Raw genomic sequence first — 22,441 nt, 5'->3', positions numbered from 1 at the left:
ACGAGAGCCACAGGAAGAGACAGGAATCCGATGACCATGCAGATGGACCGCCCGGCCGACACCGAAGTGGCCGGCTTCGAGCTCACCGACGAGCAGCGCCGCCTGCGGGACGAGGTGCGCGACTTCGCGGACACCGTCGTCGCCCCCGCCGCGTACGAGTACGACACCAAGCGCAGCCTGCCGTACGACATCATCGCCGAGATGGGCCGGATGGGCCTGTTCGGCCTCCCCTTCCCGGTCGAGTACGGCGGACAGGGCAAGGACTACCTGTCGCTGTGCCTCGCGGTCGAGCAGCTCGGCCGCGTCGACCAGTCCATCGGCGTCACCCTGGAGGCCGGCGTCGGCCTCGGCGCGATGCCGATCTTCCGCAGCGGCTCCGAGGAGCAGAAGCAGCAGTGGCTGCCCATGCTCGCGAAGGGGGAGGCGCTCGCCGGCTTCGGGCTCACGGAGGCCGAGGCGGGGTCGGATGCGTCCGGCACCAAGACGACGGCGGTGTTGCGCGACGGCGAATGGGTGATCAACGGCACCAAGCAGTTCATCACCAACTCCGGCTCCGAGATCACGCGGCTGGTCACGATCACCGCCGTGACCGGCGAGGAGCGCCGTGCCGACGGGTCGATCAAGAAGGAGCTCTCCGCGATCATCGTCCCGTCCGGGACGCCCGGCTTCGTCGCCGAGCCCGTCTACGACAAGGTCGGCTGGCACACCTCCGACACGCACCCGCTGACGCTCACCGACGTGCACGTCCCCGCGAAGAACCTGCTGGGGGAGCGCGGTCGCGGCTACGCCAACTTCGTCCAGACCCTCGACGAGGGCCGTGTCGCGTTCGCCGCCCTCTGCACGGGTGCGGCGCAGGGCTGCCTGGAGGAGGCCATCCGCTACGCCAAGAGCCGCAATGTCTTCGGCCGGCCGATCGGCTCCAACCAGCACATCGCCTTCAAGATCGCGCGTATGCAGGCCCGCGTCCACACCGCCCGCCTCGCCTACTACGACGCGGCCTTCAAGCTGATGGCCGGCCGGCCGTTCAAGATGGAGGCCTCCATCGCCAAGCTGGTCGGCAGCGAGGCGGCCATGGACAACGCCCGCGACGCGACCCAGATCTTCGGCGGCTACGGGTTCATGAACGAGAACCCGGTGGCGCGGCACTACCGCGACTCGAAGATCCTGGAGATCGGCGAGGGCACGAGCGAAGTGCAGATGCTGGTGATCTCGCGCGCGCTGGGCTTCAGCGCCTAGCCTGGACCGGCGCGGCCCGCAGGCGGACCTCCGCCCGCGGGCCGCGCGACCTCGACGAGGAGGAGGACGGATGATCGACAAGACGGTGGCGACGGCCGCGGAGGCGGTCGCCGACATCCCGGACGGCAGCACCCTGGCCGTCGGCGGATTCGGGCTGTGCGGCATCCCGAGCGCGCTCATCCAGGCGCTGCTGGAGTCGGGGACGACCGACCTGGAGGTCGTGAGCAACAACTGCGGTGTGGACGACTGGGGTCTCGGGCTGCTGCTCGCCGAGCACCGCATCCGCAAGATGATCAGCTCGTACGTCGGCGAGAACAAGGAGTTCGCCCGGCAGTTCCTCTCCGGCGAGCTGGAGGTGGAGCTCACTCCGCAGGGCACGCTCGCCGAGAAGCTCCGCGCGGGGGGCGCCGGCATCCCGGCCTTCTACACACCGGCGGGCGTCGGAACGCAGATCGCCGTCGGCGGCCTGCCGCGCCGCTATGCGCCGGACGGGTCGGTGGCGGTCGCCAGCGAGCCCAAGGAGGTGCGCACCTTCGACGAAGCCGAGTACGTGCTCGAGCACTCGCTCCGGCCGGAGTTCGCGCTGGTGCACGCGGCGAAAGGCGACCGGCACGGCAACCTCGTCTTCCACGCCGCGGCCATGAACTTCAACCCGCTGGCCGCGATGGCCGGCCGCATCACCATCGCCGAGGTGGAGGAGCTGGTCGAGCCGGGCGAGCTCGACCCCGGCCAGGTGCACTGCCCGGGCATCTTCGTGCAGCGCGTCGTCCACGCGCCCGACGTGGAGAAGCGGATCGAGCGGCGCACCGTCGCCGGAGGGAGCGCACGATGAGCCTCACCCGCACCGAGCTCGCCGCGCGCGTGGCGAAGGAGCTCCGCAACGGCCAGTACGTCAACCTCGGCATTGGGATGCCGACGCTCATCCCGAACTACATCCCGGAAGGCGTCGAGGTCATCCTGCACTCGGAGAACGGCGTGCTCGGCGTCGGCCCGTACCCCGCCGACGACGCCGTCGACCCGGACCTCATCAACGCGGGCAAGGAGACCGTCACAGTGAACCGCGGCGCCGCCTTCTTCGACTCGTCGCTGTCGTTCGGGATGGTGCGCGGCGGCCACGTCGACCTGGCCGTGCTCGGGGCGATGGAGGTGTCCGAGACCGGCGACCTCGCCAACTGGATGATCCCCGGCAAGATGGTGAAGGGGATGGGCGGCGCGATGGACCTGGTGTTCGGCGCGAAACGGCTCATCGTCATGATGGAGCACGTCGACAAGGAGGGGCGGACGAAGATCCTGCGCGAGTGCACCCTCCCGCTCACCGGCACCGGATGCGTGGACCGGATCATCACCGACCTCGCCGTGATCGACGTCACCGACGACGGGCTGGTGCTGCGCGAGACCGCGCCGGGTGTGACGGTGGATGAGGTGGTCGCGGCGACCGGAGCGCCGCTCCGCGTGGACCTGGAGGAGGCGGCCTGATGCGCGAGATCGAGCAGCGCGGGCTCTACTACGAGGAGTTCGAGCCGGACACGCGTTACCTGCACCGGCCGGGCCGCACGGTGACGGAGGCCGACAACGTCCTCTTCACCACCCTGACGATGAACACGCAGGCGCTGCACCTGGACGCCGCCTGGTCGGCCCGCCAGCCGTTCGGGGAGCGGCTGGTCAACTCCATGTTCACGCTGGCGACGATCGTCGGCGCCTCGGTGACGCAGCTCACGCAGGGCACGATCGTCGCGAATCTCGGCTTCAGCGAGGTGAGCTTCCCGCATCCGCTGCACCACGGCGACACGCTGTACTCGGAGACGGTCGTGCTGGCCAAGCGGCTGTCCGCATCCCGCCCCGGCCAGGGCATCGTGACGCTGGAGCACACCGGGCGCAACCAGGACGGGGTGATCGTCGCGACGGCGACCCGCCAGGTCATGGTGTGGTGCCGGGATGCGGCGTCGGTGCCGTCGGACCCGGCGCGCGACGCGGACGCCCTCGACCCGGGCGCGGCGGAGCCGGACGGGATCCTGTGACGGGGGAGGGGGCTGCGTTCGTCGCGGGCAGGGGCGTGCCGGGCGCGGATGGGCCGGGCGCGGCGCGGCCGTTCCCGTGGGGGCCGGCGCTGCTGTTCTGCCCGGCCGACCGGCCCGAGCGGTACGCCAAGGCGCTGGAGCGCGCGGATGCGGTGATCCTCGACCTCGAGGACGCCGTCGATCCCGTCCGGCGCGCGGACGCCCGGGAGGCGCTGGTCGCGTCGGACCTCGACCCGTCGCGGGTGATCGTCCGTGTCAATCCCGCGAGCAGCGACGACCACGCCGCCGACCTCTCGGCACTGGCAGCCACCCCCTACCGCGCCGTCATGCTCCCGAAGGCCGAATCGGCCGCCGACCTCGCGGCCCTCGACCGCTACGACGTCATCGCGCTGTGCGAGACGGCCGCCGGAGTGCTCGCGGCACCCACGCTCGCTCGGCAGCGGTCCGTTCTTGCACTGATGTGGGGCGCGGAGGACCTCGTCGCCTCGCTCGGCGGAACCTCCAGCAGGCACGCGGACGGGACGTACCGCGATGTCGCCCGCCACGCGCGGTCGTCGGTGCTGCTCGCGGCGGCCGCCGCCGGCATCCACGCCGTCGACACGGTCCATCTCGACATCGCCGACCTGGCCGGTCTCGCGGCCGAGGCGGAGGATGCGGTGGCCGTCGGATTCGCGGCGACCGCGTGCATCCACCCCGGTCAGGTGGAGACGATCCGCGCCGCGTACCGGCCCGATCCGGACGAGGTGGAGGCCGCCCGCGCGCTGCTCGCGGCGGCCGAAGAAGCGGGCCGGGGAGTGTTCCGGTACGACGGCCGGATGGTCGACGGACCGGTGCTCGCGCACGCCCGGGCGGTGCTCCGCCGTTCGTGATGAAACTGTGACCAAGGTTTCCTCCGAGGTTCACCCGTTTCGTCCTTCCCACGTCGGTGGCATGACGTAATCTGCAAGTGTTCACTAGGGAATCGAACGGTCTCGAATCGATTCGAGTGAGCACTGAGGACGAGGCGAGACGGGTACGTCGGGGAGGGGGAGAGATGCCACAGCTGCTTCCCCTGCGCCTGCTCGAGTCGGTCGGGTTGCGGAGTTCGGAGAGCCGGCGGGCTGCGGCTGCGGCGGCCGCCGTGTCCGCATCCGCTGATGCCGACGCGTCGGCGGTCGACGCTGCGTCTGTTGCCTCCGCGCCTTCGGCCGCGTCTGTTGTCGATGGCGTCGTGGCCGATTCCGCTGCCGCGGCTGCCGCGGCTGCCGCGGCTGCCGCTACCGATGTCGCCGCGGCCGGTTCCGCCGCCGCGTCCGCACCGACTCGGACGGTCGCCCGCCGGAAGGCCCCGGCGGCGCCCTCGCGGCGCGAGCTGGCCCGCTCCGGCACGGCCGAACCGCCGACCGGCGTGATCGACGTCGACCCGGCGATCGAGAGCACCGGCCCGCTGTCCATCATCGCCAAGCGCCGCATCGGCGAGAGCGACATGGCCGTGTACCCGCTGTCGCTGGGCGCGAGCGTCTTCGGCTGGACAGCCGACGGCGACACCTCGTTCGCCATCCTCGACCGCTTCGCCGAGCTCGGCGGTGACTTCATCGACACCGCCGACAGCTACGTCGGGGGCCGCAGCGAGCTGCTGATCGGTTCGTGGATGCGCGAGCGCGGCAACCGCGACCGCGTCGTCGTCGCCACGAAGGTCGGACGCCACCAGGAGAACCCCGGCCTCGGCTCCGTCAGCATCGTCCGCGCCGTGGAGGCGTCGCTCGAACGGCTGAAGACGGACCACATCGACCTGCTGTACTTCCACGACGACGACCCCGAGACGCCGCTGGAGGACAGCCTCGCGACGGCCGAGTGGCTGATCGAGAGCGGCAAGGTGCGCTACCTGGCCGCCTCGAACTTCAGCGCGGACCGCCTGATCGAGGCTCGCATCCTGGCGTCCGCCGGTCTGCCGAAGTTCGTCGCCATCCAGAACCAGTACAACCTGATGCACCGCACCGAGTTCGAGAGCGCGCCGCGGATCGTCGCCGCCGCCCAGGGTCTCGCCGTGATGCCGTACTACGCGCTGGCGAACGGCTTCCTGACCGGCAAGTACCGCACAAAGAGCGACCTGACGGCCGGCGCCCGGAGCGTCCGTGCGTCCGCCTACGTGAACCGTCGCGGCCAGCGCGTCCTGGCCGTGCTCGACCGCATCGCCGCCGAGCACCGCGTCGCCCCCGCGAGCATCGCGCTCGCCTGGCTGCTCGCCAAGCGCACCATCGTCGCCCCCGTCGCGAGCGCCAGCCGCCCCGACCAGGTGGACGCCCTGATGGCCGCCGCCGGCATCCGCCTCACCCGCTCCCAGATGCTCGACCTCGACCGCGTCTCCGAGTAGCGCGCCCGGCGCCGCGCCCCGCCGCGCCCTCGCCGCGCCCGCGCCGCCGCTGGCGCGTCTGCGCCCGTCCGTAACGTCTGCGCCCGCGCGCCGCGCCGCACACGTTCCGCGACGCCGCAGTCGCGCCGCGCCGCGCATCCCGGTCCGCCGTCTCGCGGCGCATCCCGCGATCGCGGGGCTCAACACGCCGTTATGCGGCGGCCGTAACGGCGTGTTGCGACCCCTCGTTCGCGCTGCGGAGGAGCGGCGGACGCTCTGGCAGCGTGGGCGCCCGTACGTCACGTGTGCGGCCGCGCGACGGCGCGCAGACGTGACGCAGCACCGCAGTCAGCAGCGCGGGCGGCGGGCGGCGGGCAGCGGCGGCAGCGCCGCGGGCCCTACGCCTCGCCGAGGATGCGGTCGAGCGCGCGGTGCAGGGCGGCGCCCGCCGCGATGGGGTCGCCGACGTAGCCGCCGGCGAGGGCGCCGTCGCGGGCGAGGATGAGGTCGTCGGCCGCGTCGCCCGGGCGGGGGTGCCCGATCTGGCGGAACAGTTCCTCGATGCGGTCGGCGTACCAGTCGCGGTGGGCCGTGACGGCGACGCGCACCGGGTCGGTCTCGTCGGAGAACTGGGCGGCGGCGTTGATGAAGGGGTCGCCGTGGAAGCCGGGGCGGACCGCCTCGTCGTTGATCGCATCCACCAGGGCGCGGGCGATGTCGCGCGGGTCCTGGTACTTCGTCTCCGCCTCGGCGAACCACTCGCGCACCTGACGGTCGCGGCCCTCGACGTAGGCGATGATGAGCAGGTCCTTCGAGCGGTAGTGCTTGTAGAAGGTGGCCTTGGTGACGCGGGCTCCCGCGATGATGCGGTCGACGCCGACCGTGTGGATGCCCTCCTGGTAGAAGAGCTCGTCGGCCGTCGCGAGGATCTTGACCTTCGACGGCGCGGGCGGCCGGATGGTCGCTCGGGCACTTACGACCATCCGGACGACTCCTTCTGCTGGGGGAGGCGATAGCGCCTCCGGGCTGCGTGTGATCCGAGTATACAGTAGACAGAAGAGTCTGTTTGTCCTCTTTTTCTCAGGCGGGGCCCGGCGGCCCGCTGGCGTAGGGTGGAGGGGATGAACAGCGCAGTCGACCTTCCCCTCGGTGTGGCCGACCTGACGTTCGCCGCATCCGGCGAGGCTCTCGTCCGCCGGACCATCCTGCCGAGCGGCGTCCGCATCCTCAGCGAGCAGGTGCCCGGCGCCCGCTCCGCGACCCTCGGCTACTGGGTCGCCGTGGGCTCCCGCGACGAGACCGACGGCACGCCGGGGCATCCCGGATCCCTCGGCTCCACCCACTTCCTCGAGCACCTGCTCTTCAAGGGCACGCGCACGCGCACGGCGCTCGACATCGCGGTCTCGTTCGACTCGGTCGGCGGGGAGCACAACGCGATGACGGCCAAGGAGTACACCTGCTACTACGCCAAGGTGCAGGACCGCGACCTCGCCATGGCCGTCGAGGTCATCGGCGACATGCTGACCTCGTCGGTGCTCGACCCGGCTGAGTTCGAGAACGAGCGCGGCGTTATCCTCGAAGAGCTCTCGATGGCGGAGGACGACCCGGGCGACGTCGCGAACGAGCGGATGTTCCAGGCCGTGCTCGGAGCGCATCCCCTCGGCCGGCCGATCGGCGGCCGCCCCGACACCATCCACGCCGCGACGCGCGACGGGGTCTGGGAGCACTACCGCGCCAACTACCGGCCTCAGGATCTGGTGGTCACCGCCGCGGGAGCCGTCGACCACGACCTCCTGGTCGCGGGTGTCGAGAAGGCCCTCGTCTCCGCCGGCTGGGATCTCGACCTCGCCGCGCAGCCGGTGGACCGCCGCGCAGGCGGCGCCGCCGAGATCACGCGCGGCAGCGCGATCGTGACCGTGCAGCGTCCGACCGAGCAGGCCAACCTCTTCGTCGGGATGCCCGGCATCATCGCGACCGACGAGCGCCGCACCACGATGAGCGTGCTCAACTCGGTGCTGGGCGGCGGGATGTCGAGCCGGCTGTTCCAGGAGGTGCGCGAGCGTCGCGGCCTCGCCTACGCCGTCTACTCGTTCTCCGGCTCCTACTCCGACGCCGGCGTCTTCGGCCTGTATGCCGGATGCGCCCCCGCGAAGGCGCGCCAGGTCACCGAGCTGATGCTCGACGAACTTCGCCGCCTCGCCTCCGACGGTGTGACGCCCGACGAGCTGCGCCGCGCGGTCGGCCAGCTGTCCGGGGGCGCCGCGCTCGCGCTGGAGGACTCCGACACCCGCATGTCCCGGCTCGGCCGGGCCGAGATCACCCTGGGCGAGTTCGCCGACCTGGATGAGAGCCTCCGCCGCCTGCACCTCGTCACCGCCGACGATGTGCGCGACCTCGCCGCCGACCTGGCGGGACGGCCGGTCTCCGTCGCCGCGGTCGGGAGCGTGACCGACGACGTGTTCGCCGGTCTCGCTCCCTGAGCCGCCCCCTTCTGTTCCGTCTTCCGAAAGGTCCCATCCGTGCCCCACTACCTCTACCTCGTGCGCCACGGCGAGCAGCAGGATGCCGAGCACGGCCTGCCGGACGGCCCGCTCTCGCCGCGCGGCAAGCGCCAGGCGCAGCTCATCGCCGAGCGGCTCAGCGGCATCCCGTTCACCTCGATGTACCACTCGCCGCTGAACCGCGCGGCCGAGACGGCCGCGATCATGGCGGAGCGGATGCCCGCGCTCGAGCCGCAGCCGTCCAGCCTGCTGTTCGACTGCATCCCGTCGGGGCCGACGCCGGACATGCCGAAGGCGTTCGAGTCGTTCTTCGGTCCGGTCACCGAGGCCGAGATCGAGGCCGGGCGGGCGCAGATGGACGACGCCGTCCACGAGTTCCTCACCCCGGCGATGGGCGACCGGCACGACCTGCTGGTGACGCACAACTTCGTGATCGGATGGTTCGTTCGGCACGTCTTCGACGCCCCGGACTGGCGCTGGCTGGGTCTCAATCAGGCCAATTGCGGTCTCACGATCATCCGCGTGCGCTCGGCGAAGCCCCCGGTGCTCGTCGTGCACAACGACCTCGGGCACCTGCCCGTCGAGCTGCGCACCGGACTGCCGGAGCTCCAGCCGGTCTAGGCCCGGAATGGCCGCGCGGCGCTACGCGAGCCGCTTGCGGAACCAGTCGGTCGCGTTCGGATTGTCGTTGTAGGGCTGGATGCTCTCATAACCGTGGGACCGGTAGAGGCCGCCGGCCGCCTCCAGGCTCGAGTTGGTGTCGAGCACGACCTCGGTCGCGCCGAAGCCGCGCGCCCGCTGCTCCAGCTCGGAGAGGATCGCCCGGCCGTAGCCGTTGCCGCGACGGGCGGGCGCGACCCACAGGTGCTTGATCTCGTAGCGGACGATCGGCGCGGCGTCCTCGGTCTCCGCGAGCGGCACGCGCAACTCGCGGACGCCGCCGCAGCCGACCTCCACGCCCTCGTCGTACGCCAGCAGGAACACCCCGTTCGGCGCCACGAACTGGCCCGGGTCGGGGAAGGCCGTGCGGTACGCGCCCTGCACTGAGGGGAAGGTCTCGGCGCGCTCGGCGAAGTAGTCGGAGAGCATCCGGTGGGCGGTCGCGTCGGTGACGGCGACGTCTGCGAAAGACACCATCGACCCAGGGTATAGCCGCCCCACCGGTCACGGCGTGAAGGCGCAGCCCCGACGGTAGGCTGGGGGACGTGAGCATTCGCGTGGCCGTCGCCGGAGCGACTGGAAAACTGGGAAGCGTGGCGGTGCGCCTGATCGAGCAGGCCGACGACCTGGAGCTGGTGGCCCGGCTCGACTCCCGCTCACCCCTCGACGACATGCTCGGCGCCGACGTGCTGGTCGACATGACCCTGCCGCAGGTGAGCCCGGGCATCGTCGCCTTCGCCGTCGACCACGGGCTCAACGTCCTGGTCGGCACCTCCGGCTGGTCGGCGGACCGCATCCTCGACCTGGAGCGCCGCGTCGCCCAGCACGAGGGCCGGGGCGCGGTCGTCATCCCGAACTTCTCGCTGGGATCCGCTCTGGGAACGGCGTTCGCGACCGTTGCCGCGCGGTTCTTCGACTCGATCGAGATCGTGGAGATGCACGGCGCCGGCAAGGTCGACTCGCCCTCGGGCACCGCGGTCCGCACGGCCGAGCTCATCGGAGCAGCCCGCGCCGCGAAGGGGCCGGTGGAGGCGCCGCACTCGGACCAGCGGGCCCGCGGCCAGCAAGTGGCCAGCGTGCCCATCCACAGTCTCCGGATGCGCGGCGCGGGCGCCCAGCAGCAGGTGATCTTCGGCGGTCCGGGGGAGCAGCTGACCATCCGCCACGACGCCACCGGCGGCGAGGCGTACGAGCGCGGCATCCTGCTCGCGCTGCGTGCCGCGGCGACCGCGACCGGGGTGACGGTCGGCCTCGACAAGCTCATCGACCTCGGTATCGCCGAGCCGAGCGGCGAGCCCCCGCGCCCGACCGTGCGCGACGCCGGCGACGACGGCACCGACCCCACGCGATGAGGAACCGCCTCGCCGCGCTGCTGATGGCGCTGCTGCTCCTGGTGTACCTGGTGCTGGTGACCCAGCGCGCCGTGCTGCTGATCGCGACCGGGGAGCCGGTCGGCGTCGCGATGGGGATCGCGCTGTTCGTGCTGCCGGTGATCGCCGCGTGGGCGATCGGCCGGGAGCTGCTGTTCGGGATGCGCACCGAGCAGCTGGTGAAGCGGCTCGACGCCGAGGGCGGTCTGCCGGTCGAGGACCTGCCGACGCGGGCGAGCGGCCGGCCGTTGCGGGATGCGGCGGACGAGCAGTTCCCGCAGTACCGCGCCGAGGTGGAGGCTGCGCCCGAGAGCTGGCGTGCCTGGTTCCGGCTGGGGCTCGCCTACGACGCCTCGGGGGACCGGCGACGAGCTCGCGAGGCGCTGCGCCAGGCCATCCGGCTGGAGCGCGCGGAGGCGAAGGCGGCGCGCTAGGCCGCGCGCACCTCCACGAGCCGGTCCATCGCATCCTGAACGGTCTCGTCGCGGAAGACGAAGCCGTCGTCGAGCAGCTTGCGGGGCACGACCAGCTGGTCGGCGAGCAGCAGCTCCCTGCCGGCGTCTTGCAGGGCGAGCTCGATCGCGAACCGCGGCACGGGGACGAAGTACGGCCGCCGGACCGCTTCCGCCAGCGCTCGGACCAGCTCGCCGGCCGTCGCCGGTGTCGGTCCGGCGATGTTGACCGGCCCCTCGAGCGCGGAGCCGAGCAGGTGCACGATGGCCGCGGCCTCGTCGTGCAGGCTGACCCAGGGCCAGTGCTGACGGCCGCTCCCCAGCGGACCGGCCAGCCCCGCCTTCGCGATCGGGAGGAGCGGCTTCATCGCCCCGCCGCGTCCGACGACGACGCCGGTCCGGGCGAGCGCGACGCGCGTCGCGGAGGGCGCGAGCCGGGCCGCCGCCTCCCACGCGTCCACGACGTCGGACAGGAAGCCACGGCCCTTGCCTGCGGCCTCGGTGAGCTCCTGGCCCGGCCGGTCACCGTAGTAGCCGACCGCCGAACCGCTGACGAAGACGGCGGGCGGGCTGTCGGCGCGGCGCATCCCGTCGGCGAGGGTGCCGGTCGCCTGCAGGCGGGAGGAGAGGATGCGGCGCTTGGTCGCGCGCGTCCACGGCAGGTGCTGCAGCGAGGCCCCCGACAGGTTGATCACACCGTCCGCCCAGTCGAAGAGGGCGCTGTCGACGGTCCGGGCCGCCGGGTCCCAGCGGAACTCGTCGGGGGCGGACGGCTCGCGGCGGACGAGCCGCCGCGCCTCGTGACCCGCCTCGGCGAGCTGCGCGCGCAGCTCGCCGCCGATCATGCCGGACGCGCCGGCGAGCAGCACCTTCATGGCCGGGCGGCGATCAGGCGAGCGTCGCGTCGAGGGTGATCGGGATGCCGACCAGGGCGCGCGAGACCGGGCAGGTGCTCTTGGCCTCGTCGGCCAGCCGCTGGAAGTCGTCCTCCGAGAGGCCGGGCACGGTGGCCGTGACCCGCAGGTGGCTGCCGGTGATGCCCTGGGCCGGGTCGAAGGTGACGGCGGCGCTCGTCCGGATGCTCTCCGGCGCGTTGCCGAACTGCGCCAGCACGTTGGAGAACGCCATGGAGAAGCAGGCTGCGTGCGCGGCTCCCAGAAGCTCTTCGGGGGTGGTGACCTCGGCGCCGCCCTGCGAACGCGCCTTCCAGTTGACGGCCAGCTCGGCGGCGTGGGACGAGTCGAGGGTGACCGTGCCCGATCCGCTCGTCAGATCGCCGTTCCAGACGGTGGTGGATTCGCTGGTGACTGCCATGGAGACCTCCTCGAGACGCCGGGCCGCCGTGTGCGGCCGGGCGCGACCCACACTACTGACGGGCCCCGACACCGTCACCCCGTGCTGGCCGGATTCCCCACAGGTACGCAGTTACGCCCTCTTTCCACAGACATGGCGGAAGTGTCGCCCCGCGACGGCGAACCGATAGCCTGGTGCCATGTCATCCCCCGCGAACCCGTTCGGCCAGGTGCTCGTCGCCCTGGTCACACCGTTCACCGCCGACGGCGAAGTGGACTGGGCCGCGGTCGAGAAGCACATCGACGACGTCATCCAGGCGGGCGCCGACGGCATCGTCGTCACGGGCACCACCGGCGAGACGTCGACGCTGACCGACCCGGAGAAGCTGCGGCTGGTCGAGGTCGGCAAGTCGGTGGCCGACGGGCGCGCCAAGATCATCACCGGCGGCGGCTCCAACGAGACGGCGCACGCCATCCAGCTCTACCAGCAGAGCGAGAAGGCCGGGGCGGACGGCGTCATGGTCGTCACCCCGTACTACAACAAGCCGACGCAGGCGGGCATCCTGACCCACTTCCGGATGATCGCCGACGCGACCGACCTGCCGGTGATCCTCTACGACATCCCTGGCCGCACGGGCGTGCCGATCCGCTACGAGACCATCCTCCGCATCGCCAAGCACCCCAATGTCCTGGCCATCAAAGACGCGAAGGGCGACTTCAGCGAGGTCAGCCGCGTGCTCAACCAGACCGACCTGATGTACTTCTCGGGCGACGACGCCAACGTGCTGCCGCACCTGTCGATCGGCGCGAGCGGCCTGATCGGGGTCACCGCAAACATCGCGGCGACTCCGTACCGGCAGATCGTCGACGCGGTCAACGCCGGCGACCTCGCCACCGCGACCGCCGCCCACAAGAAGCTCGAACCGCTGGTGCGCGCGGTCATGACCCACGTGCCGGGCACCGTCGCGGCCAAGTACATCCTCCACGGCCTCGGCCGCATCTCCAGCCCGCGCGTGCGACTGCCGCTCGTGGGCCCGGAGGAGTGGGAGGCCGCCCAGATCGAGGACGAGCTCGACCTGGTGAAGGACATCCCCGGCGTCGACTTCTCGAACTTCCGTCCCGACCGCAACGCGGCCGCGGGCGGCGCGCTCCCGAAGATCGCCGGGACCACTCGCTGACCGCCGCCGCGGGCGGCTGAAGACATTCGCGGGAGCACGAAGCCCCGCACCCACACGCAGAAACACAGAAAGAGGAGGGCACATGCCCAATCCCGTCGCCGAGCCGCCCGCGCTCGAGCCAGGAACGCTCCGCATCATCCCGACGGGCGGTCTCGGCGAGATCGGCCGCAACATGACCGTCTTCGAATACGAGGGCAAGCTGCTCATCGTCGACTGCGGCGTGCTGTTCCCCGAGCAGGACCAGCCCGGGGTCGACCTGATCCTCCCCGACTTCGCCCCGGTCCGCGACCGGCTCGACGACGTGGTGGGCGTCGTGCTCACCCACGGGCACGAGGACCACATCGGCGCCGTTCCCTACCTGCTGAAGCTCCGGCGCGACATCCCCCTGATCGGCTCCGGCCTGACCCTCGCGCTCGTGGAGGCGAAGCTCAAGGAGCACCGCATCCAGCCGTACACCTTCACGGTGAAGGAGGGACAGGTCGAGCAGCTCGGCCCGTTCTCGCTCGAGTTCGTCGCGGTCAACCACTCCATCCCCGACGCGCTCGCGGTCGCCATCACCACGCCCGCGGGCGTCGTGCTGCACACCGGCGACTTCAAGATGGACCAGCTGCCGCTCGACGACCGGCTCACCGACCTCCGTGCGTTCGCCCGGCTGGGGGAGAAGGGCGTCGACCTCTTCCTCGCCGACTCGACCAACGCCGACGTTCCGGGGTTCACCCCGCTGGAGCGCTCGATCGGCCCGGTGCTCGACACGGTCATCGCCCGCGCCCCGCGCCGGGTGATCGTCGCGAGCTTCTCCAGCCACGTGCACCGCGTGCAGCAGGTGCTCGACGCCGCCGCCGCGAACGGCCGCCGGGTGGCACTCCTCGGCCGCTCCATGGTGCGCAACATGACGATCGCCGCCGAGCTCGGGTACCTCAAGGTGCCGGAGGGCGTCCTGATCGACTACAAGAAGGCGGCCGACCTCCCGGACGACGAGATCGTCTACATGTCGACGGGCTCGCAGGGCGAGCCGATGGCCGTCCTGGCGCGCATGGCGAACCTCGACCACCAGATCGAGGTCGGCCACGGCGACACCGTCATCCTCGCCTCCAGCCTGATCCCGGGCAACGAGAACGCGGTGTACCGCGTCATCGACGGCCTGACCAAGCTCGGCGCCAACGTGGTGCACAAGGGCAACGCCAAGGTGCACGTCTCCGGCCACGCGGCCGCGGGCGAGCTGCTCTACTGCTACAACATCCTGAAGCCGCGCAACGTGATGCCGGTGCACGGCGAGTACCGTCATCTGGTCGCCAACGCCCGGCTCGCCATGGACACCGGCGTGCCGGAGGAGAACACGATCCTCGCCGAGGACGGCTCGGTCGTCGACCTCCGCGACGGCGTCGCCCGCGTGGTCGGCCAGCTCGACCTCGGCTTCGTCTACGTCGACGGCTCCAGCGTCGGCGAGATCACGGACGCCGACCTCAAGGACCGCCGGATCCTCGGCGAAGAGGGCTTCATCTCCATCATCGTCGTCGTCGAGGCGGCCTCCGGGCGCATCGTCACCGGGCCCGAGGTGCACGCGCGCGGCTTCGCGGAGGACGACGCGGTGTTCGACGACGTCAAGCCGAAGATCGCCGCCGCGCTCGCGGAGGCCGCGCACAACGGCGTCCGCGACTCGCACGCGCTGTCACAGGTCGTGCGCCGCACCGTCGGCCGCTGGGTGAACACCAGCTACCGCCGCCGTCCGATGATCGTGCCGCTCGTCATCGAGGCGTAGCGGGCGCTGCGGGCGTCCGGCCGGACGTAACCCGCCGGAAACACGGAGGCGCGTAGCGTTCGTGCATGAACGCGTTCCGCATCCGCCCGGCCGTCGGCCAGGATGCCCGCGTGCTGGCGGACATGCTGGTCGAGGCCGCCAACTGGAACCCGGTGCGCTCCCGCACGCGGGTCACGGTGATGGAGGACCCGACCGTCCTGCACTACATCGCCGGCTGGCAGCGTCCCGGCGACTTCGGCTGTGTGGCCGAGGACGCCCGGGGAGTGGCGGTCGGTGCGTGCTGGGCGCGGCTGTTCCCCGCCGACCGGCCGGGCTACGGATTCGTGGCGCCCGGGGTGCCCGAGCTGACCCTGGGCGTCTACCCGCCGTGGCGCGCGCAGGGCGTCGGGCGGGCGCTGCTCCGCGAGCTCTCCCGGGAGGCGGCCGCCCGCGGTCATGCCCGGCTGAGCCTGAGCGTCGAGCGCGAGAACTTCGCGCAGCGGCTCTACGTCAGCGAGGGGTTCGTGACGGTGGCCGCGGGGGAGCGCTCCGACACGATGGTGCGCACAGTCCGCTGACGGAGCGGATTTTCCACATGCAGGCGCGGGATCCGCGCGATGACAGGGGCACGACGTACCGTTGAGCCCATGGCCACGAGCACCAAGTCGAGTTCCCGCGCCCGGAACTCCGGCCGCGGCGGATCGACCGCGCGCAAGCCGGCGTCGAAGACCGCGCAGCAGAAGACGGTCGCGTACCCGGCGGCCGACGCCGGTCCGAGCCCGCTCATCCGCGCCTGGATGGGGCTCGCCCACCTGACCGGCGCCGCCTTCCGCGCCCTCGGTCCCGAGAAGCTGAGCAAGGAGGAGCGGCGCGACGGCTTCCCGTTCTTCCTGGTCCTGCTCGCGATCGCCGGTGCGGTCGTCGAGTGGTTCCTCATCAACGACCAGGTCGCCCGCACGCTCGACGCCTGGACCTTCGGCGGCCTGTTCGGCCGGGTGGCGTTCGCGCTGCCCGTCGTGATGGTGCTGTTCGCCGCCTGGCTCTTCCGCCATCCCAGCTCGGTCCACGACAACACGCGCATCGGCATCGGCCTCAGCATCCTGCTGCTCATGGTCTCCGGGCTGTGCCACCTGTTCAGTCCGCATCCGTCGCCGAGTGACGGGATGGCGGCCCTCGCACAAGCGGGCGGCGTGCTGGGGTGGCTCATCGCCGCGCCGCTCTCGCTGGTGATCACGCCGTACGGCGCGGGCGCCGTGGTGATCCTGCTCCTCATCCTGAGCCTGTTCATCATCACGAAGACCCCGCCGAACAAGCTCCCCGCCCGCATCCGGGAGCTGTACGCCTATCTCTTCGGCGCGCAGCTGCCGACGGAGGAGGAGCGCCAGGAGGCCAAGGCAGCCGCCAAGGAGAACACCTCCAAGCAGGTGGAGCTCGACGGCCTCGATGACGACGAGCCGGAGGCCCAGGGGAATCTGCCCTGGTGGCGGCGCAACAAGTCCCAGCGCGAAGAGGACCCGGAGTTCGACCCCGCGGCCGACGGCCTCACCGACGTGTTCGGCACGCCGCAGCGCGGCAAGGGCGAGTTCGCCACGCCCCTCGAGCCCGACCCGTCGAGCGACCACTACAACACCGAGGTGCTCAGCGAGCTCGCCCACGCCGAGGATGCGCTGCAGCGCTTCACCGGGGAGCAGCCGCCGACCGCCGTCGCACCGCTGCCCTCGCCGGGCGTCCCCGGCGCCGGTGCGGTGCTGCCCGGCTTCCAGGCCGGCGCCGACGATTTCGACGAGGAGGCGGCGGCCCCGGCCCTTCCGCAGCCCGCCGCGCCCTACAACCTGCCGTCCGCATCCATGCTGTCGGCGGGAACCCCCGCGAAGACCCGCTCGGGCGCCAACGACGAGATCGTCGCCGCCATCACCGAGGTGCTCACCCAGTTCGGTGTGGATGCGAAGGTGACGGGCTACTCGCGCGGCCCGACAGTGACCCAGTACGAGATCGAGCTCGGACCGGGCGTGAAGGTCGAGCGCGTGACGGCGCTCAGCAAGAACCTGTCGTACGCGGTCGCGAGCAACGAAGTCCGCATCCTGTCGCCCATCCCGGGCAAGAGCGCCATCGGCGTCGAGATCCCGAACACGGATCGCGAGATCGTCTCCCTCGGCGACGTGCTCCGCTCGCCGGCGGCCACCAAGAGCGTCCACCCGATGACCATCGGCGTCGGCAAAGACGTCGGTGGCGGCTACGTCGTCGCCAACCTCGCCAAGATGCCGCACCTCCTGGTGGCCGGCTCGACCGGCTCCGGAAAGTCCAGCTTCGTGAACTCGATGATCACGAGCGTCCTCATGCGGGCGAAGCCGTCCGAGGTGCGGATGGTGCTCATCGACCCGAAGCGCGTGGAGCTGACGATCTACGGCGGCGTCCCGCACCTGATCACCCCCATCATCACGAACCCGAAGAAGGCCGCGGAGGCCTTGCAGTGGGTCGTGAAGGAGATGGACATGAGGTACGACGACCTGGCGAGCTTCGGCTTCCGCCACATCGACGACTTCAACCGCGCCGTCGTCAACGACGAGATCGTCCTCCCGGCCGGCAGCGAGCGGAAGCTAAAGCCCTACCCGTACCTGCTGGTCGTGGTGGACGAGCTCGCCGACCTGATGATGGTCGCCCCGCGCGACGTCGAGGACTCGATCGTGCGCATCACGCAGCTCGCACGCGCATCCGGCATCCACCTCGTGCTCGCGACGCAGCGGCCGTCGGTCGACGTCGTCACCGGCCTCATCAAGGCCAACGTGCCTTCGCGCCTTGCGTTCGCCGTTACGAGCGTCACCGACTCGCGGGTCATCCTCGACCAGCCCGGCGCCGACAAGCTGATCGGGCAGGGTGACGCCCTGTTCCTCCCGATGGGCGCCTCCAAGGCCGTGCGCGTGCAGGGCGCGTGGGTGAACGAGGAGGAGATCCAGAAGGTCGTCGAGCACGTCACCCGCCAGGCCCGGCCCGAGTACCGGCAGGACGTCACCGCCGGAGCGGAGAAGAAGCAGATCGACTCCGACATCGGCGACGACCTGGAGCTGCTGCTCGCCGCGGCAGAGCTCGTCGTGTCGTCGCAGTTCGGGTCCACGTCCATGCTGCAGCGCAAGCTCCGCGTCGGCTTCGCCAAGGCGGGCCGCCTGATGGACCTGCTCGAGTCGCGGGAGATCGTGGGCCCGTCCGAGGGGTCGAAGGCCCGGGATGTGCTGGTGACCGCCGAGCAGCTGCCGCAGGTGCTCGCCCGGCTGCGCGGCGAGGAGCCGCCGGCGCAGGCGTCCGCTGCTCCGTCGGGTGCCACGTCCAGCGCTTCTGCGGCCGCTTCGTCGGTCGCGGGCGGAGCTGTCGCCGGCGGAGCCGTCGGCGCGGTGCCGGGCCCCGCCTCCGGCTACGAGGACGACGACCACGACCGCTACGGAGTCGATCCTGTGGCGGAGATGACCGCGGGCTATCCTGAGGTCGAGGGCGACTCCGACGAGGACGCCTGGCAGCTGACCGACAGGGAGTAGACCGCATGTCGGTGCCCGAAACGCCCCCGCCCGCAGCGGCGGACGGCGGATCCCCGCGCGTGAGCAACTGGAACCTGCCCAACGCGATCACGGTGGTGCGCATCCTGCTCGCCCCCCTCTTCGTGTGGATGCTGCTGGCGGACGACGGGCAGGACGGCTGGCTGCGGTGGGCCGCCGCCGTGCTCTTCATCGTCGCGATCGCCACGGACGGCGTGGACGGTGCGCTCGCGCGGCGCAACGGGCTGGTGACCGACCTCGGCAAGCTGCTCGACCCCATCGCCGACAAGGTGCTGACCGGCGGCGCCCTCATCGCCCTGTCGATCCTCGGCGAGCTGCCGTGGTGGGTGACGGTCGTCATCCTGGTGCGCGAGGTCGGCATCACGATCTACCGGTTCGTCGTCATCCGTCAGGGCGTCATCGCCGCCTCCCGCGGAGGCAAGATCAAGACCATCGTGCAGTCCGTGGCGATCTCGTTCGCGCTGGTGCCGCTCTGGACGGTCTTCGGCGACTGGATCTACTGGGTTGACGGTGTCCTCATGACGGCCGCTGTCATCCTTACCGTCTGGACCGGATTCGACTACCTCTGGCAGGCGTGGAAGGGCCGGAGGGCGAAGCGTGCCCTCGCCTGACGGCACCGCGTCCACGGTCGCCGTCGTCCGCGCCCTCATCGACCGCGGGCTGAGCGTGGCGGTGGCGGAGTCGCTGACCGGGGGGCTGCTGACGGCGGAGCTCACCAGCGTGCCCGGTGCGTCCGCCGTGGTGCTCGGGGGAGCGGTGGTCTACGCGACCGAGCTGAAGCACACGCTGCTGGGGGTGGACGGTGCCCTGCTCGATGCGGAGGGCCCGGTGCACCCGGAGGTGGCGCGCCAGCTGGCGGCCGGGGTGCGGGGGCGGCTGGCCGTCGGCGGTCGTCCCGCCGACCTCGGCGTCTCGACGACGGGCGTGGCCGGCCCGGACCCGCAGGGCGGGCGGCCGGTCGGGACTGTGTTCGTCGGCGTCTCGTCGTCGACCGGGACGCGCGCGGTGGCGCTCGAGCTCTCGGGGGACCGCGACGCCATCCGCCGCCGGACCGTTCGGGACGCGGTCGCGGCGCTCGCGGACGAGCTCGGCATAACGGCTGGTTGAAGATGGCGTATTACCGCGGGAATACGCGGTGTTTCGGTCTCGTTACACCTGCTGCATTCACAAGAAAAGCCCAGTAGCCCTCGATATCGTGAAGCTCAGGGATGCGGTACATTCGTATCCCATCGATACGTCGGCAGGGATAGAGAGGGAGGCTCCGAATGATTCTTGTACGTCAGGAAATCGGCGACGTGCTCAGGGACTTCCGCCTGCAAAAGGGTCGTACGCTCCGTCAGGTCGCGAGCAAGGCGAGCGTCGCGCTCGGATACCTCAGCGAGGTCGAGCGCGGACAGAAGGAGGCGTCGAGTGAGATCCTCGCCTCCGTCGCAGACGCGCTGGAGACGCCGGTCTCGGTCATCATGCGCGAGGTCGGGGACCGCATCGCGGTTCTCGAGGGCCTCGAGCCGGTGATCCCGGACACGGTTCCGGACGAGTTCGTCCAGGCGATGGACACGGACCTGGTCGCCCGCTGATTCCGAACAGACTCGAGGACGCCCCGCCCAGCGCGGGGCGTCCTTCGTTTTCCCCCTTCGTCTTCTTACCCGAAGTAAGGACCCATGAAGCTCAGTGAGTTCCAGCGCGCCGTCTCGGACGAGTTCGGCAGCTCCTACGGTCAGACGCTGCTGACCGACCTCGTACTCGGCGAGCTCGGGGGTCGCACGGCCAACGAGGCCATCGCCGCGGGACTGTCCCCGCGGGAGGTCTGGATCGCGCTGTGCAAAGAGACCGGCGTACCCCAGTCGCGCTGGTACGGCGCCGGGAAGCCCGCGCCCAAGCGCTGATCCCGGCCTGCGACACGCCGGTTCCGCTCTCTCGAAGATATGTTCGGAACTGGCTACACTTCTTCACAACGGCAGTCGAAAACCGGTTGTCCACAGATCGCGCGTCCCTCGCTTCAGTGTCGGACGTCACTCCTAGAGTCGAACCGTAGCGAAGCCCACGAAGGAGAACCGCAAATGCCATCACCCGCAGACCGCGAGAAGGCCCTGGAGACAGCCCTCGCGCAGATCGACCGTCAGTTCGGCAAGGGCTCCGTCATGCGACTGGGCAGCGACGAGCGCGCCCCCGTCGAGGTCGTCCCCACCGGATCGATCGCCCTCGACGTCGCGCTCGGCATCGGCGGCCTCCCGCGCGGCCGCATCGTCGAGATCTACGGTCCGGAGTCGTCCGGTAAGACGACCCTGACCCTCCACGCGATCGCCAACGCCCAGCGGGCCGGTGGCATCGCCGCCTTCATCGACGCGGAGCACGCGCTCGACCCCGAGTACGCCCGCAAGCTCGGCGTCGACATCGACGCCCTGCTGGTCTCCCAGCCCGACACGGGTGAGCAGGCGCTCGAGATCGCCGACATGCTCGTCCGCTCCGGCTCCATCGACCTCATCGTCATCGACTCCGTCGCCGCCCTCGTGCCGCGCGCCGAGATCGAGGGCGAGATGGGCGACTCGCACGTCGGTCTGCAGGCCCGCCTCATGTCGCAGGCGCTCCGCAAGCTGACCGGTGCGCTCAGCCAGACGAACACCACGATGATCTTCATCAACCAGCTGCGTGAGAAGGTCGGCGTGTTCTTCGGCAGCCCCGAGACCACGGCCGGCGGTAAGGCGCTCAAGTTCTACGCCTCCGTGCGACTCGACATCCGTCGCATCGAGACGCTGAAAGACGGCACCGACGCGGTCGGAAACCGCACGCGCGTCAAGGTCGTCAAGAACAAGATGGCGCCGCCCTTCAAGCAGGCCGAGTTCGACATCCTGTACGGCGTCGGCATCTCCCGCGAGGGCAGCCTCCTCGACTTCGGTGTCGAGCACACGATCGTCAAGAAGTCGGGTGCCTGGTACACCTACGAGGGCGACCAGCTCGGTCAGGGCAAGGAGAACTCGCGCAACTTCCTGATCGCCAACCCGGACATCGCCGCCGAGATCGAGCAGAAGATCAAGATCAAGCTCGGTATCGTCGCCGACCCGAACGCGGTGGCCGAGGCCCCGTCGAACGTCGGATCGATCGAAGACAAGCTGCAGGCCCGTAAGGGCGCCTGACGGTGCCCGACACCTCCCGGAGGAGCCTCGCGTGGTCGTGAGATTCCCGTCGTCGCCCGACGGCGGAACAGGCGAAGACTTGGCGCACGGATCGTCCCGCGAGGGGGCGGCCGGCGCGGGTGACGCAGCTGAGGAGACGGAGCGTCTGGCTCCGGTCACCCCGCTGCGTCGCCCGAGCGCCGGCGCGGACTCCTCACGGCGGCGTTCGGGTGATGACCACCCGTCGCGGAGGAGTGCCCGTGCTCGCGGGGATTCGCCGGTCGCCGAGCCGGTGGAGTTTCCGACGCCGGCGAACGGCGGTTCCAGCGGCTCCCGCGAGCCGAGCGGCGCCGGAGCCGGAGGGTGGAACAACACGTGGGGCGCGGAGCCGCAGGCGCCCGCGCCCGTGGTCGAGGAGATCGACGAGGAGACGGAGCGTCAGACCCGCAAGACGACGGGTCTCGCCATCCGGCAGCTGGCTCGGCGCGGCATGTCGCGCTGGGAGCTCGAGCAGGTGCTCACCCGGCGCGAGATCGCGCCCGAGGTGTACGGTCCCGAACTCGACCGGCTGGAGGCGATGGGCGTGATCGACGACGCATCCCTCGCCGTCTCGCTCGCCTTCACGCAACACAGCCGTAAGGGGCTGGGCCGGACGGCGATCGAGCAGGAGCTGAAGCGCCGGCACATCGATCCCGAGCTCATCGAGGCGGCGCTGGCCGACATTGGCCAGGATGACGAACTCGAGCGGGCGACGGAACTCGCGATCAAGCGCATCGGGCAGCTCTCCTCGTATGACGACGAGACGGCGCGGCGGCGGCTGCACGGGTTCCTCGCGCGCAAGGGCTACGCCTCCGACGTGGTTCGACAGGCCATGGACGCCGCCTTCGCGGGGCGACGGTCGCGTGGGGGATCGGGCGTGCGCTTCCAGTAGCCGCCGCCGGCGGGGCGCATCCGGCCGGGTGCATCCTGTCAGGCACAGCCGGGCGGGTGCGCCACGTAGGCGCCG

Annotated in this window: 24 protein-coding genes; 20 read left to right on the top strand and 4 right to left on the bottom strand. The window is 71.0% G+C overall.

What is annotated here, in order from left to right; translation table 11 throughout:
* The first annotated feature begins 30 nt into the window (after positions 1 to 30).
* From J2W45_RS06670 to J2W45_RS06645, 6 genes are all read left to right on the top strand, one after another.
* Positions 31 to 1,236: an acyl-CoA dehydrogenase family protein gene (locus tag J2W45_RS06670; protein WP_310130028.1), complete on the top strand. Its 1,206-nt coding sequence runs from the start codon at positions 31 to 33 to the stop codon at positions 1,234 to 1,236.
* A 70-nt stretch (positions 1,237 to 1,306) separates the two neighbouring features.
* Positions 1,307 to 2,068 carry a CoA transferase subunit A gene (locus J2W45_RS06665; RefSeq protein WP_310130027.1) on the top strand — a complete coding sequence of 254 codons (762 nt, stop codon included), beginning with the start codon at positions 1,307 to 1,309 and terminating at the stop codon, positions 2,066 to 2,068.
* Entirely contained in the window at positions 2,065 to 2,712 is a 648-nt protein-coding gene (locus J2W45_RS06660; RefSeq protein ID WP_310130026.1) for a CoA transferase subunit B, read from the top strand. Before J2W45_RS06665 ends, J2W45_RS06660 begins: the two co-directional genes overlap by 4 nt.
* Positions 2,712 to 3,254: a MaoC family dehydratase gene (locus J2W45_RS06655; protein WP_310130024.1), complete on the top strand. Its 543-nt coding sequence runs from the start codon at positions 2,712 to 2,714 to the stop codon at positions 3,252 to 3,254. Before J2W45_RS06660 ends, J2W45_RS06655 begins: the two co-directional genes overlap by 1 nt.
* Positions 3,255 to 3,289: 35 nt before the next feature.
* On the top strand, positions 3,290 to 4,123 hold the full coding sequence (locus J2W45_RS06650; RefSeq protein ID WP_310134940.1) for an HpcH/HpaI aldolase/citrate lyase family protein: 834 nt from the start codon (positions 3,290 to 3,292) through the stop codon (positions 4,121 to 4,123).
* A 341-nt stretch (positions 4,124 to 4,464) separates the two neighbouring features.
* Positions 4,465 to 5,607 (top strand): aldo/keto reductase, encoded by a 1,143-nt coding sequence (locus J2W45_RS06645; RefSeq protein WP_310130022.1) that lies wholly within the window; start codon positions 4,465 to 4,467, stop codon positions 5,605 to 5,607.
* A gap of 377 nt (positions 5,608 to 5,984) precedes the next feature.
* On the opposite strand, the gene J2W45_RS06640 is transcribed toward J2W45_RS06645, so the two are convergent.
* Positions 5,985 to 6,569: a TetR/AcrR family transcriptional regulator gene (locus J2W45_RS06640; RefSeq protein ID WP_310130020.1), complete on the bottom strand. Its 585-nt coding sequence runs from the start codon at positions 6,567 to 6,569 to the stop codon at positions 5,985 to 5,987.
* Positions 6,570 to 6,707: 138 nt separating this feature from the next.
* Between J2W45_RS06640 and J2W45_RS06635 the strand changes: the two genes are divergently transcribed.
* Both J2W45_RS06635 and J2W45_RS06630 read left to right on the top strand, forming a co-directional pair.
* Positions 6,708 to 8,066, top strand: coding sequence for a M16 family metallopeptidase (locus J2W45_RS06635; protein ID WP_310130018.1), 1,359 nt, complete (start codon positions 6,708 to 6,710; stop codon positions 8,064 to 8,066).
* Between the two features lie 39 nt (positions 8,067 to 8,105).
* Positions 8,106 to 8,708 carry a histidine phosphatase family protein gene (locus tag J2W45_RS06630; protein WP_310130017.1) on the top strand — a complete coding sequence of 201 codons (603 nt, stop codon included), beginning with the start codon at positions 8,106 to 8,108 and terminating at the stop codon, positions 8,706 to 8,708.
* Between the two features lie 21 nt (positions 8,709 to 8,729).
* Here J2W45_RS06630 and J2W45_RS06625 read toward each other — a convergent pair whose 3' ends face one another.
* Positions 8,730 to 9,224: a GNAT family N-acetyltransferase gene (locus J2W45_RS06625; protein ID WP_310130015.1), complete on the bottom strand. Its 495-nt coding sequence runs from the start codon at positions 9,222 to 9,224 to the stop codon at positions 8,730 to 8,732.
* A 68-nt stretch (positions 9,225 to 9,292) separates the two neighbouring features.
* Here J2W45_RS06625 and dapB point away from each other — a divergent pair, with 68 nt between their 5' ends.
* Together dapB and J2W45_RS06615 are read left to right on the top strand one after the other, a co-directional pair.
* Entirely contained in the window at positions 9,293 to 10,099 is an 807-nt protein-coding gene (gene dapB, locus J2W45_RS06620; protein ID WP_310130014.1) for a 4-hydroxy-tetrahydrodipicolinate reductase, read from the top strand.
* The gene (locus tag J2W45_RS06615; RefSeq protein ID WP_310130013.1) at positions 10,096 to 10,551 is read left to right on the top strand and encodes a tetratricopeptide repeat protein; all 456 of its coding nucleotides are present in this window, start codon (positions 10,096 to 10,098) and stop codon (positions 10,549 to 10,551) included. Before dapB ends, J2W45_RS06615 begins: the two co-directional genes overlap by 4 nt.
* Here J2W45_RS06615 and J2W45_RS06610 read toward each other — a convergent pair.
* Both J2W45_RS06610 and J2W45_RS06605 read right to left on the bottom strand, forming a co-directional pair.
* A complete protein-coding gene (locus tag J2W45_RS06610) occupies positions 10,548 to 11,444 on the bottom strand; it encodes a TIGR01777 family oxidoreductase (protein ID WP_310130011.1) in 897 nt (298 codons plus the stop codon). The genes J2W45_RS06615 and J2W45_RS06610 overlap by 4 nt on opposite strands.
* Positions 11,445 to 11,457: 13 nt before the next feature.
* Positions 11,458 to 11,883: an OsmC family peroxiredoxin gene (locus tag J2W45_RS06605; protein WP_310130010.1), complete on the bottom strand. Its 426-nt coding sequence runs from the start codon at positions 11,881 to 11,883 to the stop codon at positions 11,458 to 11,460.
* Positions 11,884 to 12,061: 178 nt separating this feature from the next.
* Here J2W45_RS06605 and dapA point away from each other — a divergent pair, with 178 nt between their 5' ends.
* From dapA to J2W45_RS06555, 10 genes are all read left to right on the top strand, one after another.
* On the top strand, positions 12,062 to 13,039 hold the full coding sequence (gene dapA / locus J2W45_RS06600) for a 4-hydroxy-tetrahydrodipicolinate synthase (RefSeq protein WP_310130008.1): 978 nt from the start codon (positions 12,062 to 12,064) through the stop codon (positions 13,037 to 13,039).
* A gap of 82 nt (positions 13,040 to 13,121) precedes the next feature.
* On the top strand, positions 13,122 to 14,798 hold the full coding sequence (locus J2W45_RS06595; RefSeq protein WP_310130006.1) for a ribonuclease J: 1,677 nt from the start codon (positions 13,122 to 13,124) through the stop codon (positions 14,796 to 14,798).
* A 65-nt stretch (positions 14,799 to 14,863) separates the two neighbouring features.
* Positions 14,864 to 15,355: a GNAT family N-acetyltransferase gene (locus J2W45_RS06590; RefSeq protein ID WP_310130005.1), complete on the top strand. Its 492-nt coding sequence runs from the start codon at positions 14,864 to 14,866 to the stop codon at positions 15,353 to 15,355.
* A gap of 69 nt (positions 15,356 to 15,424) precedes the next feature.
* Positions 15,425 to 18,304: an FtsK/SpoIIIE family DNA translocase gene (locus J2W45_RS06585; protein WP_310130003.1), complete on the top strand. Its 2,880-nt coding sequence runs from the start codon at positions 15,425 to 15,427 to the stop codon at positions 18,302 to 18,304.
* Between the two features lie 5 nt (positions 18,305 to 18,309).
* The gene (gene pgsA / locus J2W45_RS06580) at positions 18,310 to 18,933 is read left to right on the top strand and encodes a CDP-diacylglycerol--glycerol-3-phosphate 3-phosphatidyltransferase (RefSeq protein WP_310130001.1); all 624 of its coding nucleotides are present in this window, start codon (positions 18,310 to 18,312) and stop codon (positions 18,931 to 18,933) included.
* Positions 18,920 to 19,429: a CinA family protein gene (locus tag J2W45_RS06575; RefSeq protein ID WP_310130000.1), complete on the top strand. Its 510-nt coding sequence runs from the start codon at positions 18,920 to 18,922 to the stop codon at positions 19,427 to 19,429. Before pgsA ends, J2W45_RS06575 begins: the two co-directional genes overlap by 14 nt.
* A 158-nt stretch (positions 19,430 to 19,587) precedes the next feature.
* Entirely contained in the window at positions 19,588 to 19,899 is a 312-nt protein-coding gene (locus tag J2W45_RS06570; RefSeq protein WP_310129998.1) for a helix-turn-helix domain-containing protein, read from the top strand.
* Between the two features lie 84 nt (positions 19,900 to 19,983).
* Complete coding sequence (locus J2W45_RS06565) at positions 19,984 to 20,208, top strand: DUF3046 domain-containing protein (protein WP_310129996.1); 225 nt, start codon at positions 19,984 to 19,986, stop codon at positions 20,206 to 20,208.
* 174 nt (positions 20,209 to 20,382) lie between these two features.
* Entirely contained in the window at positions 20,383 to 21,456 is a 1,074-nt protein-coding gene (recA, locus tag J2W45_RS06560; protein ID WP_310129995.1) for a recombinase RecA, read from the top strand.
* A 271-nt stretch (positions 21,457 to 21,727) separates the two neighbouring features.
* The gene (locus J2W45_RS06555) at positions 21,728 to 22,366 is read left to right on the top strand and encodes a regulatory protein RecX (protein ID WP_310129994.1); all 639 of its coding nucleotides are present in this window, start codon (positions 21,728 to 21,730) and stop codon (positions 22,364 to 22,366) included.
* Positions 22,367 to 22,441: the final 75 nt, after the last annotated feature.

It is taken from the genome of Leifsonia shinshuensis (assembly GCF_031456835.1).
GTDB lineage: Bacteria > Actinomycetota > Actinomycetes > Actinomycetales > Microbacteriaceae > Leifsonia > Leifsonia shinshuensis_C.
Note: the sequence above shows the minus strand (reverse complement) of the source record. Positions and strands in the feature narration are given on the sequence as shown.